The sequence below is a fragment of the Streptacidiphilus jiangxiensis genome (assembly GCF_900109465.1).
Lineage (GTDB): Bacteria > Actinomycetota > Actinomycetes > Streptomycetales > Streptomycetaceae > Streptacidiphilus > Streptacidiphilus jiangxiensis.
Window position 1 is genome coordinate 130,718 of sequence record NZ_FOAZ01000012.1, and the last position, 11,946, is coordinate 142,663.

General features: G+C 73.7%; 10 protein-coding genes. 5 read left to right on the forward strand and 5 right to left on the reverse strand.

The window, feature by feature from the left end:
* The first annotated feature begins 7 nt into the window (after positions 1 to 7).
* Positions 8 to 496 carry a hypothetical protein gene (locus tag BMY61_RS47815; RefSeq protein ID WP_244904220.1) on the forward strand — a complete coding sequence of 163 codons (489 nt, stop codon included), beginning with the start codon at positions 8 to 10 and terminating at the stop codon, positions 494 to 496.
* Positions 497 to 687: 191 nt separating this feature from the next.
* Here BMY61_RS47815 and ftsL read toward each other — a convergent pair whose 3' ends face one another.
* Positions 688 to 1,248, reverse strand: a complete 561-nt coding sequence (ftsL, locus tag BMY61_RS23045) for a cell division protein FtsL (protein WP_042456302.1) — start codon at positions 1,246 to 1,248, stop codon at positions 688 to 690.
* 33 nt (positions 1,249 to 1,281) lie between these two features.
* A complete protein-coding gene (rsmH, locus tag BMY61_RS23050; protein ID WP_042456299.1) occupies positions 1,282 to 2,253 on the reverse strand; it encodes a 16S rRNA (cytosine(1402)-N(4))-methyltransferase RsmH in 972 nt (323 codons plus the stop codon).
* A gap of 429 nt (positions 2,254 to 2,682) precedes the next feature.
* Here rsmH and BMY61_RS23060 point away from each other — a divergent pair, with 429 nt between their 5' ends.
* The 4 genes from BMY61_RS23060 (at position 2,683) to BMY61_RS23075 (ending at position 8,285) form a co-directional block, all read left to right on the forward strand.
* Positions 2,683 to 3,204, forward strand: coding sequence for a beta-class carbonic anhydrase (locus BMY61_RS23060; RefSeq protein WP_042456293.1), 522 nt, complete (start codon positions 2,683 to 2,685; stop codon positions 3,202 to 3,204).
* A gap of 307 nt (positions 3,205 to 3,511) precedes the next feature.
* Positions 3,512 to 4,441, forward strand: a complete 930-nt coding sequence (locus tag BMY61_RS23065; protein WP_042456357.1) for an AAA family ATPase — start codon at positions 3,512 to 3,514, stop codon at positions 4,439 to 4,441.
* Positions 4,442 to 4,444: 3 nt separating this feature from the next.
* The gene (locus BMY61_RS23070) at positions 4,445 to 5,917 is read left to right on the forward strand and encodes a DUF58 domain-containing protein (protein ID WP_042456290.1); all 1,473 of its coding nucleotides are present in this window, start codon (positions 4,445 to 4,447) and stop codon (positions 5,915 to 5,917) included.
* Between the two features lies 1 nt (position 5,918).
* The gene (locus BMY61_RS23075) at positions 5,919 to 8,285 is read left to right on the forward strand and encodes a transglutaminase TgpA family protein (RefSeq protein ID WP_042456287.1); all 2,367 of its coding nucleotides are present in this window, start codon (positions 5,919 to 5,921) and stop codon (positions 8,283 to 8,285) included.
* A 14-nt stretch (positions 8,286 to 8,299) separates the two neighbouring features.
* On the opposite strand, the gene BMY61_RS23080 is transcribed toward BMY61_RS23075, so the two are convergent.
* The 3 genes from BMY61_RS23080 to dinB form a co-directional block, all read right to left on the reverse strand.
* Complete coding sequence (locus tag BMY61_RS23080) at positions 8,300 to 9,967, reverse strand: RICIN domain-containing protein (protein WP_042456284.1); 1,668 nt, start codon at positions 9,965 to 9,967, stop codon at positions 8,300 to 8,302.
* Between the two features lie 171 nt (positions 9,968 to 10,138).
* Positions 10,139 to 10,543: a DUF3040 domain-containing protein gene (locus BMY61_RS23085; RefSeq protein ID WP_042456281.1), complete on the reverse strand. Its 405-nt coding sequence runs from the start codon at positions 10,541 to 10,543 to the stop codon at positions 10,139 to 10,141.
* 140 nt (positions 10,544 to 10,683) lie between these two features.
* A complete protein-coding gene (gene dinB, locus BMY61_RS23090) occupies positions 10,684 to 11,946 on the reverse strand; it encodes a DNA polymerase IV (RefSeq protein ID WP_063773370.1) in 1,263 nt (420 codons plus the stop codon).

Genomic DNA, 11,946 nt, shown 5'->3' on the forward strand with positions numbered 1-11,946 from the left:
CAGCCGCTTGCGCGGCTCCCCCAACCGCAGGGCGGCCCCGCCCGGCGCAGGCCGCCTCGGCGCCGGCGGCCTCGGCCGCACCGGCGCCCGTCCGGGCGCCTCCGACCGCGACGCGACCCGCACCGCACCGCCGCTGCGCTGGGCGCCCTGCCCACGGGCTGCCCGCTCGTCCCCGGCCCGCCGCGGCGCGGGCGCCCGCCCGCCGGAGGCGGAGCCGCTGCGCGAGCGCGAGGAGTCGGCGGCGGACGACCGGCCGCTGCGCCCGCTGTCCACCCCGGCGCCGCCGGAGCCGCGCGCGGCACGGTCCGCGTCCCGCGAGGCGGAGCCGCTGCGCCCGCCGTCCCCGCCCGCGCGCGGGCCGCTGCCGGAGGCGGGGCCGGGGCGGCGCGGGGCGGTCGGACCGGAGCGACGGGTGAGCTCCGCCGCCTCGTCCCAGCCGACGCTGTCGGCGCTCCGCGCGGCGCGCCCGGACTCCCCGCGTGGAGGGCGGGGCTGACGGGCCGCGTCGCGACTGCTCCCGGCGCGCGGAGCGCCGCCGGAGTCAGAACCGCGGGAACCCCCGCGCGGGGCGCGGGGCTTCGGTGCCTGGGCGTCGCGGTCAGGGCGGGGGCGGCGCGGGGAGGCACCGTCACGGCTGCGGTCGCGGTCAGGGTCGCGGGGAGGCTGGGGCATGGTTCGGTCGCTCCGTCAGTGGCCGGACGGGGTCGGGTGGGGGGACGCGGGCCTGGCGTCGGTGTGGGCGGTCGCCGTGTGCGGGGCCGGGCTGCCGGACGTGTGCGGCGCGGCCGGGTGACCGGAGGCCGTCGTCGACGGCGAGCCGTTCGGGGACGCGGAGCCGGACGACGTCGGCGCCGAGGACGCCGGAGGCGTCGGCAGCGGGCTCGGCGCGGCCGGGAGCGCGCTCGGGTCGCCGAGGACCTTGCCGTTGTCGGTGACGAACGCCGGGTTCCCCGCGGGGACCATGCCCATCTGCCGGGCCCGCGCGGCCAGCGCGTCCGGCGCGGACCAGCCGTCGATCTGCTGCTGCAGCCCCTGCTGCTCGTTGGTCAGCTGCGTCGTCTGCCGCTGCAGTTTCTGCACCGTGAAGGAGTCCTGGCTCAGCGCCGTGTTCAGCATGAGCAGCGCTACCAGCCCACCGGCCAGCAGCACCATCACCAGCGCGGCGAACGGCCCGCGCCCGGCCCGCCGGCCGGCGCCCGGACGCCGCGCGGGTCCTCCGGGTCGTGCGGTTCCCCTCCCGACTGCCACGTGCGCGCTCCCCTCAGTGCCGTCGTGACCGCCTCAGCGGCCGCTTCGCTCCCGGACCCGCTCCGCCGCCCGCATCCGGACGGGCTTGGCCCGGCGGTTCTCCGCGACCTCCTCCTCCGTCGGCAGCTCCGCGCCGCGGGTCAGCAGCTTGAACCGAGGCTGGTGCTCCTCCGGCACGATCGGCAGGCCGGGCGGCGCGGTGGACGCCGCACCCTCGGCAAGGAAACCCTTGACGAGCTTGTCCTCCAGCGAGTGGTAGGAGAGCACGACGATCCGGCCGCCGACCGCCAGCGCGGAAAGCGCCGCCGGGATGGCCCGCTCCAGCACCGACAGCTCGCCGTTGACCTCGATCCGCAGCGCCTGGAAGGTGCGCTTCGCGGGGTTGCCCCCGGTCCTGCGCGTCGCCGCGGGGATCGCGTTGCGCACCAACTCCACCAGACGCGCGCTGTTGCTGAACGGTTCCTTCTCGCGCTCGCGCAGGATGACCGAGGCGATCTTCCCGGCGAACCGCTCCTCGCCGTAGACCTTGAGGATGCGGGCGAGCTCGCCGTGCGAGTAGGTGTTCAGCACCTCCGCCGCGCTGATGCCGACGGTCTGGTCCATCCGCATGTCCAGCGGCGCGTCCTGCGCGTAGGCGAAGCCGCGGTCGGCCTCGTCCAGCTGCATGCTGGAGACGCCGAGGTCGAACAGGATGCCCTGGATCCGCTCGATGCCGAGCCCGGCCAGTACCTCGGGCAGCTCGTCGTAGACCGCGTGCACGAGCGTGGCGCGGTCGCCGAAGGGCGCGAGGCGCTCGCCGGCCAGGCGCAGCGCCTCCGGGTCGCGGTCGATGGCGACCAGCCGGACCTCGGGGAACTCGCGCAGCAGCGCCTCGCTGTGACCGCCGAGGCCGAGCGTCGTGTCGACGACGACGGACCCCGGAGCGGCGAGCGCCGGGGCCAGCACCTCCAGGGTGCGCCGGAGCAGTACCGGGACGTGCTTCGCGTTGTCCGCGGCGGAGCTCATCGGGGGCCTCTCTACTGTGGCCCGCACCGTCTGGTCCCCGCCCGCTCGCCCGACGGGCGTCGACCCTCTGGCGCCGGGGAAGGGGCGTCAGCGGGCGGCCTCGCACGGGGCCGAGCGGGTGGAGGCCGGAAGGTACGGGCCCGCAAGCTGTTCGTTCATGTGCGCCGTCGCCGACGTTGTCATCGCCGCCGGCGTCGTCGCCGGTACGGAGCGTCGCTTCTGACACTCCCTCGACGTCGCGCCACTCTACTCCACGGCACCCCTTGGTCAATCGAACGGCACGGCGCTCGCCCCGTCCGGGTGAACCGGGAAACCGCTGGTCAGCGCAGATGCGCGGACGCCGGGGGGCGTGCGCCCCGCCCGGGCGCGCCCCCGGCGCGGCGCCGCCGCACCCTTCCACCGGGACGGAATCCCATTACCGTCATATGTATGACCACGACGCCTACGCCCCGCACCGGCGAGTCGATCATCGACAGCTTCGTCGCCCGCAACCGCGAGTACGCCGAGCGCTATCGGGACGGCGGCATGGACGCCCGTCCGGTCCAGCGCGTCGCCGTGGTCGCCTGCATGGACGCCCGCCTCGACGTGCACGCCGCGCTCGGACTCGAGCTCGGCGACTGCCACATCATCCGCAACGCCGGCGGCGTGGTCACCGACGACACGATCCGCTCGCTGACCGTCAGCCAGCGGGCCCTCGGCACCCGCTCGATCGCCCTGATCCACCACACGGGCTGCGGCCTGCTGAACCTGACCGAGGACTTCCGGGTGGAACTGGAGACGGAGGTGGGCATCCGCCCGTCCTGGGCACTGGAGTCCTTCACCGACCTCGACCAGGACGTCCGCCAGTCCATGGCGCGCGTCCGTACCTCGCCGTTCCTGCTCCACCACGAGGACATCCGCGGCTTCGTCTTCGACGTCGCCACCGGGCTGCTGCGCGAGGTCCATCCCTGATCCAGCTTCGGCGGGTCATGATCTTTACGGCAAATCGCCCCTTGTCAGCCAGTCGAGTGACGCAAACGCGGCGCACAGGGAACAATGCCTTCGAGCGCCCCCACCGGACGACGTGGTCGGGCCGCTCAACGGGGATCCCGTCGGCCACAGGCCGTCGGGTGGACGGGACGGGCCGAGGAGCTGCCGGGTGACGACCTTCGACAACCGCTTCGACGATCTGCGCAGAGCCGAGCACCAGGGGCCGGACGGGCACAACCCGCCGCAACCGGTCGCCCCGGGGGCCGGCCTCGCGGAGCTCGACGCGGTCGTGGGGCGCATCCGCGCCTCCGTGGAGAGCGTGCTGGAAGGCAAGCCCGAGGCGGTCCACCTGGCCCTCACCGTGCTGCTGGCCGAGGGCCACCTGCTGATCGAGGACGTGCCGGGCGTCGGCAAGACCATGCTGGCCAAGGCGCTCGCACGGTCCATCGACTGCACCGTGCGGCGCATCCAGTTCACCCCGGACCTGCTGCCCTCCGACATCACCGGCACCAACGTCTTCGACCAGAACCGGCGCGAGTTCGAGTTCAAGCCGGGCGCGATCTTCGCGCAGATCGTCGTCGGCGACGAGATCAACCGGGCCTCGCCGAAGACCCAGTCGGCGCTGCTGGAGTCGATGGAGGAGAAGCAGGTCACCATCGACGGCGTCAGCTACCAGCTGCCCGCGCCGTTCATGGTGGTGGCCACGCAGAACCCCATCGAGATGGAGGGCACCTACCCCCTCCCCGAGGCCCAGCGCGACCGCTTCATGGCGCGGATCTCGATCGGCTACCCGAGCCCCGACGCCGAACTGCAGATGCTGGACGTGCACGGCGGCGCCAACCCGCTCGCCCACCTGCAGCCGGTGGCCCACACCGACGACGTGCTCAAGCTCATCGACGTGGTCCGCAGGATCCACGTCGCCGAGGACCTGCGCCGCTACGCCGTGGCCCTGGTATCCGCCACCCGCACCAGCGCGGAGCTGCGGCTCGGCGCCTCACCGCGCGCGACCCTGCACCTGCTGCGCGCCGCCCGGGCCACCGCCGCGCTGGACGGGCGCGAGTACGTGATCCCCGACGACCTGCAGCGGCTCGCCGTCCCGGTGCTCGCGCACCGGGTGCTGCCGACCGCCGAGACCCAGCTGGGCCGGCGCACCGCCGAGGACGTGGTCCGCGACCTCGTCCGCAGCGTCCCGATCCCGCAACTCACCGGGGGGCGCTGAGCCGTGCCGCCACGGGCTGTGCCGCAGAACGAGCGGCGTGAACCGGGCGCCGTCCGGCTGGCCCTGCACGGACTGACCACCAGGGGCCGCTGCTTCCTCGCAGCGGGGCTGACGGCTGTCCTCTGCGCCTACCTGCTCGGGCAGTTCGCCCTGCTGCAGGTGGGCCTGCTGCTGGCCGCGCTGCCGCTGGGCAGCGTCGCGATGCTGGTCCGCACCCGTTACCGGGTCGCCAGCGGACGTTCGCTGACGCCCTCGCGCACCCCGGCCGGTCAGGAGGCGCGGGTCAGCCTGCGGGTCGACAACGTCTCGCGGGTCCGCACCGGCCTGCTCCTGCTGGAGGACCGGGTGCCCTACGTGCTCGGGCCGCGTCCGCGCTTCGTGCTGGACCGGATCGAGCCGCGCGGCTACCGCGAGGTGTCCTACCGGGTCCGCTCCGACCTGCGCGGACGCTACCCGCTGGGGCCGCTGCAGCTGCGACTCGGCGACCCGTTCGGGCTCTGCGAGCTGACCCGCTCGTTCACCGCCTCCGACCTGCTCACCGTGGTCCCCCAGGTGCAGGCACTCCCGGCGGTCAAGGTGCTCGGCGAGTGGTCGGGCTTCGGCGACAGCCAGGCCCGCGCGGTCGCGCTGGCCGGCGACGACGACGTGGTGCCGCGCGAGTACCGGCACGGCGACGACCTGCGCCGGGTGCACTGGCGCTCCACCGCCAAGTACGGCGAGCTGATGGTCCGGCGCGAGGAGCAGCCGCTGCGCCACCACGCCACCGTGCTGCTGGACACCCGCTACCGCGGTCACCGCGGCTCGGGCCCCGCCTCCTCGTTCGAGTGGGCCGTCAGCGCCGCCGCCTCCGTCGCACTGCACCTGCTGGAGCGCGGCTACGAGGTCCGCCTGCTGACCGACACCGGCGAGCAGTCCACCGCCTACGGCTCGCCCGCGTCCGCGAGCGCCTCGCTCACGGGCGGCGGCACGACCGAGGCAGCCGGGCTGATGCTGGACCGGCTCGCGGTGGTCGAGCTCTCCGAAGGCGCCGGCCTGTCCCCGGCCGAGAACGTGCTGCGTCTGGGCGGCGAGGGCCTGCTCGTCGCGATCCTCGGCACCATGGACGACGAACAGCTGGCGGAGCTCTCCCGGCTGCGCCGTCGCGCCGGCTCGGCCGTGGCGCTGCTGCTGGACGCCGACAGCTGGACCCTGCTTCGCGGCCTCGGCAGCGGCGGGGGCAACGGTGGCGGGAACGGCAACGGCTCGGACCTCGACGCGAGGGACGGCGAGGCGGGCCCGGCCGAACCAGGCCCGACCGAGAACGTGGACACCCGCCGCGAGCGGCACGAGCGGCTGCTGCGCCAGGCCGGCTGGCGGGTCCTCACCGCCGGCAGCGGCGACTCGCTGCCGGAACTGTGGCGGCTGCTGGCCCGCAGCGGCGGCGCCGCACCGGCCCGCCCGACCGCACCGGCCGCCACGACTGACGGGGGATCGTGAGATGAACGGGCGGACCCGGATCGCCGTGACCGCCGCGACGGCCACCGTGCTCACCGCACTGTGCCTGTGGCCGCTGGTCACGCCGAGCAGCTGGATCGTCGTCACCGCCGGACTGCTGGCCCTGATCGTCGCCACCGGCGCGGGCGCCCGGCGGCTCGCCATGCCACGACCGGTCGTGATCCTGCTGCAGCTGCTGGTGGGCGTGCTGCTGATCACCTTCGCGTTCGCGTCCGGCGCGGCGGTGGGCCGGATCCTGCCCGGCCCCGAGGCGGTCCGGCAGCTGGGCAGCGACCTCGCCTCCGGCGTGGACGACATGTCCCACTTCGCGACGCCCGCGCCCGCGACGGTGGGCCTGCGGCTGCTGCTGACCCTCGCCGTGCTCGGCATCGGCCTGCTGGTGGACGCCGTCGCGGTGACCTACCAGCGGGTGGCCCTGGCGGGCCTGCCGCTGCTGGCGCTGTACGCGGTCGGCACCGGCATCCACCCCGCCGGACCGGTCTGGTTCTTCTTCCTGGTGGCCACCTTCGGCTACCTGGCACTGCTGATGGCCGAGGGCCGCGACCGGGTCGCCCGCTGGGGCCGGATCTTCTACGGAAACAGCGGCGCCGACGACGGCACCAGCCCGCTCACCTCCTCCGGACTGCGCATCGCCTCCGTGGCGGTGGCCGGCGGACTGCTGCTGCCGCTGGTACTTCCGTCCGTCGGCGCCGGCCTGATCAGCGGCCTCGGCCACGGCAACGGGACCGGCGACGGCGGCGTGATCACCGCCGTCAACCCGCTGGCCTCCCTCGCCCAGAGCCTGCAGCAGGCCACCAACGAGCCCGTGCTCACCTACACCACCACCGCGGCCTCCGTCGGCGACCAGTACCTGCGGATCGTCGACCTCGACCAGTTCAACGGCGTCTCCTGGACCACCAGCCCGCACCGCGCGGTCGCCCTGCCGTCCCCTCTCGGCACGCCCGCCGAGCTGAACAAGGACGTCCCGGCGGACGCCGTGAACACCCGGATCGTCACCGAGTCCTCCTACGGCCAGCAGTGGCTGCCGATGCCCTATCCGGCCACCGACCTCGCCGTGCAGGGCAACTGGCGCTGGGAGCCCGAGGGCCGCACCATCATCGGCGCCGACAACCAGACCGCCGCGAGCCTGGTCTACCAGGTGCGCAGCCTGGCCCTGCACCCCTCGGCGGACGAGCTGCGGCAGGCCCCGCCGGCCCCGAAGGGCCTCGCGAAGACCTACACCTACCTCCCGTCCGACCTGCCGCAGGTGGTCGCCGAACAGGCACGGCAGGTGACCCGCGGCGCCTCCGACGACTTCGACCGGGCCGTGCTGCTGCAGAACTGGTTCTCCTCCACGGGCGGGTTCAGCTACGACACCAACGTTCCGGTGGACGCGGCCCCCAACGCCCTGGCCGACTTCCTCGCCCGCAAGAAGGGCTTCTGCGTCCACTACGCGTCGGCGATGGCGGCGATGGCCCGCTCGCTCGGCATCCCCGCCCGGGTCGTGGTCGGCTTCACCCCCGGTGACCAGAACCCCGACGGCTCCTGGACGGTCAGCACCCACGACGCCCACGCCTGGCCGGAGCTGTACTTCACCGGCGTGGGCTGGCTGCGCTTCGAGCCGACCCCGCGCGGCGGCACCGTCCCGCCGGACTACAGCACCCAGAGCACCTCGCCCGGCAGCACCGCGGCCCCGACGGCCGGCCCGACCGCGGGCGCACAGCCGACCGGCGGCGCGCACAGCCACGCCACCTGCCCGCCGCAGGCGCTGCGGGCGGGCGACTGCGGCCTGACCAACCCCCTGGGCGGTGCCCCGGCACAGTCCGCGCTCTCCCCCGACTCGCCGCTGCTGCTGGCGGTCTGGTCGCTGGCCGGTCTGCTGCTGGCGCTGCTGATCGCGCCGATGCTGTGGCGCTCGCGCACCCGCCGCTCCAGGCTGCGGCGCGGCCCGGCCGGCCTGACCGACCAGCAGGTGCTGGCCGCGTGGCGGGAGCTGATCGACACCGCCTGGGACCACGGCATCCCGCCGGACGACGCGGAGACCCCACGCCACACCGCGGCCCGGATCAGCGAGCTCGGCGACCTCGGCCCCGGCCCCAGCGCCGCCGCCGGCCGGCTGGCGCTCGCGACCGAGCAGGTCCTGTACGCCCCCGCCGTCTCCACGCCGCTGTCGCTGCGTCAGGACGTGCGGGAGGTCCGCGAGGGCCTGGCCGCCGCCGCGGACCGCCGGACCCGGCTGCGCGCGGTGCTGCTGCCGCCGTCGGCGGCACGACGCTTCCGCCTGCTGCCGCGCCGGATCCGCGCCGCGGTCTCCGCCTGGACGCGCGACAGGGCCGCAGCGCTGCGGCGCAGGCTGCGGCCCCGGTCGTGAGCTCGTGGTGCTGACTACCCGTGCAGGTAGACGATGCCGAGCTTGGTCAGCTGCCACAGCTGGCCGTCGGCGCCGGTGTCGGGCTGCAGGGTGGTGATCGGGTTGCCGGCCGAGTCGGTCGCGGCGCTGCTGCCGAGGGTGATCACCATGGGCGTGCTGCCTGAATTGAGGCTGGCCGAGTCGGCGATCTTGTAGTAGCCGTTGCCGGCCGACTCCAGCACCCAGTGCTGGTTGGCGCCGCCGTTGCAGCCCCACTGCTCCAGCTTCGTGCCGGCGGCGGTGGAGGCACCGGTGGCGTCCAGGCACATGTTCCGGTTGCCGCTGAAGTCCAGCTCGTAGCTGCCGCCGGACTTGATCTCGAGGACGAAGGACTGGTTCAGCCCGCCGTCGACGGGATAGGTGATCGCCGGGCGGCCGTTGGTGCTGTCGCCGTAGCTGCCACCGCCGGAGAAGTCGAGCATCTGACCGCTCGCCTTGTTGGCCAGCTGGTACCAGGCGCCGTCCTCGGGCACGTCACCGAAGGAGGCGACGCCCGGAGTCAGCGGCATGATCGTGGTGCCGTCCTGCTGGTCGAGGGTGCAGTAGGCCTCCTGCTGGCCCGGGTTGTCGTAGAACTCCCCGAGGCAGTTGCCCTCCGCCTTGTAGCCGGCGACGCGCGGGTGGTACGACTGCCGCACCTCGTCCGTGCACAGTCCGAGCACGCCGATCGACTGGTCGCAGCCGTTGCGGGTGTTCTCGCTGAGGTCGATCACGTCGCCGTTGATGTACTCGTACGGCGAGCTGGTCCACTCGGCGCAGACCTCGTGGCCGTAGGAGACCCGGCGCTGGTCCAGGAAGCGAACCCCCGGCACGGCCTCGGATGCCGCCCGCTCGGTGTCGTCGAGGGTCGGCACCACCCAGTTGTGCGCCCAGGCGGCGTCCTCGGGGAAGCCGGGGCAGCCCTGGGCGACCTTGGTCGCGTAGAGGTTGCTGCGGATGTCCGGGGTGATCGGGGTGAAGTACGAGTTCAGCACCAGCTGGTAGTCGGAGTCGGCGTACCCGGCGTTGCGCATGGTCTGCCGGATGTCCGTGAGCGCCGCCTCGATCTTCGGCAGCACCGCCTTGGCGCGGGCGCTGACGGCCGCGCTGCCGATGGTGTCGCGGCAGCCCTTGGACTGCGGGATCGGGAAGTAGGCGGTCAGGCAACTGACCACGATCCCGGTGAAGTCGAAGTCGTCGTTGGCGCCGATGGTCACCACGACCATCTTGACGTCGTAGTTGGCCGCGGTCTGCGCCAGCTGGACGTCCTGCTTGGGCTCGCCGTAGTCGCCGCTGCCGCCGCCCGTGGTCTGGGCGAGCGTCGGGTCGGAGGTGAGGTCGCCGGTCTGCGCACCGGAACAGGCGAGGTCGATGGGGGTGACCCCGCTGACTCCGGTGTCGAAGATGACGGACTCGCTGTGGCGGTGACAGAAGTTCTTGGGTCCGTCGGTGCCGGCCATGTAGGCGTCGCCCGTGTCGGTGCCCGCTCCTTCGCCGGAGATGGCGCTGTCACCGAGGGAGACGATCGCCGCGGGGCGGCTGTCCAGCGGGCTGGTGCCCGTGGCGGCGGCGGCCGGCTGGGTCGCCGCCGTGCCGAGTGCTCCGACGAGCGCGGAGACGGCAAGGGCCGCGAAGGTGGCCCTGGCCCTGACTGATCTGGTCACACAATGCTCCTGAGGGTGGACGGGGAGTGCCCGGATCGCCCATCAGGCTAGGTACTGACCAGTAAGTAAACAAGAGTCGTGCTCATGTTTTCTGGCGCGGACACAGCGAAGGCGGGCCCCGGAACTCCGGGACCCGCCTGTCGATACGTTTTTGCGCCAGAAGCCGTCCGGCTAGAAGCCGCCGCCGCGGCCCTGCTGCTCCTGACGGTGCTGCCAGCGCTGTTCCATCCGGTCCACCAGGCTGCCGCCGCGCTTGCGGCGCTTCGCGACCGGTGCGCCGGTACGCGGATCGACCAGGGCCAGTCGCGGGATCCGCCGCCAGGCGGTGACCCCGAAGACGGCACCCGCCAACATCAGCACGAAACCGCCGACGCTCACCCATTGCTGATGCAGGAAGAGGCCTCCCATCAGCAGACCGAGGCCCACCACGAAGCCCGCCGCGGACCCGTAGACGGCCCGGCGGGTGCGTGTGCGCAGACCCGTGCCCTCAAGAGCCGAAGCGAACTTCGGGTCCTCGGCGTACAGCGCGCGCTCCATCTGCTCAAGCAGACGCTGCTCGTGGTCCGAGAGCGGCACCTCGTCCTCCTCCTCTGGCCGCCAGGGGGCGTGTAGCCGCCCTCGGGGCGCCCACCCCGCCGCACTGCTGAATTTGATGTTGCCTGTATGCCCCGGGCGCCCGGCCGTCATGCTTGCTGGCTTTACCCGAATCATACGGTTTACCCGGGGCTTTTGGGCTGCCGAGGAGCATGTGCGGTAGCTCTCTGCGGACGGCCGTGACCCCGTCGTTCCGACCGGTCAACGACCTCGGCCCCGGAGAAGTTTCCCGCCTGCGGCGATCTGGTGATCAAGCTGGCCGGGCGGACCGCGGCGGCACCGAACTTCGCCTGGACCCGGTCCATGGTGCGCTCCAGCTCCGCCCACCCCACCTCGCGCTCCCCCAGCGCCAGCTGGGTCGGCCGCGCACCTCCGTCCAGCCCCTCGACCCGCAACCCCACCAGCCGGATCCGCGCCCTGGCCGGCACCAGCCCCGCGAAGAGCGGGACCGCCGCCGCGAAGATGTCGTGCGCCAGGTCCACCGGCTCCGGCAGGGTGCGCGAACGGGTGACGGTCCGCAGGTCCGCGAACCGCACCTTGACCGTGACGGTCCGGGCCGCGAGCCCCCCGGCCCGTAGCCGGGCCGCGTTCTGCCCCGCGAGGCCCAGCAACGTCGTGTGGATCACCTCGTGGTCCCCCGAGACGTCCGCGGGGAAGGTCCGCTCTCCGCCCAGGCTCCGCTCGGCGCGCTGCGGCACCACCGGCCGCGGGTCCTCGCCGCGCGCGGAGGCCGTCAACAGGTCGCCCGCCGCGGCCCCCACGATCCGCCGCAGGGTGTCGCGGGGAGTGTCGGCGAGGTCGCCGACGGTGAGCAGCCCGAAGCGGGTCAACGCGTCGGCGGTCTTCGGCCCGACCCCCGGCAGACGGTTCGCGGCGAGGGGACGCAGGAACGCCTCCACCTCGTCCGCGGCCACGACCAACAGGCCATCCGGCTTCGCCGCGACGGACGCCAGCTTGGCGACGAGCTTGTTCGGCCCGACGCCGACCGACAGCGCGAGGTCCTGCTCGTCCCGCACCCGCCCACGCAGCAGCTCCGCGAGGGCGCGGGGCTTGATCCCGACCCCGGCGAGGTCGAGGTACGCCTCGTCCATCGAGACGGGCTCGACCCGACGGGCGAAGGAGTGCAGCACCGCCATCACGTTGGCGGACACGACGGCGTACTCGTCCATGTCCGGCGGCACCATCACCAACTCCGGACAGAGCCGCCGCGCGCGCACGGTGGGCATGCCGCCTCCGACGCCGTACGCGCGGGCCTCATAGCTCGCCGACATCACAACACCCCGAGGCCCGGCCCCACCGACGGCAACGGGCCTCCCCTTCAGCTCCGGCCTGCGGCGCTGCTCGACGGCGGCGTAGAACGCATCCAGATCCGCGTGCACGATCAC

Coding starts and splice junctions, on each gene's coding strand:
- rsmH (WP_042456299.1), bottom strand. CDS start 2,253: ATGAGCTCCGCCGCGGACAACGCGAAGCACGTCCCGGTACTGCTCCGG.
- BMY61_RS23060 (WP_042456293.1), top strand. CDS start 2,683: ATGACCACGACGCCTACGCCCCGCACCGGCGAGTCGATCATCGACAGC.
- BMY61_RS23075 (WP_042456287.1), top strand. CDS start 5,919: ATGAACGGGCGGACCCGGATCGCCGTGACCGCCGCGACGGCCACCGTG.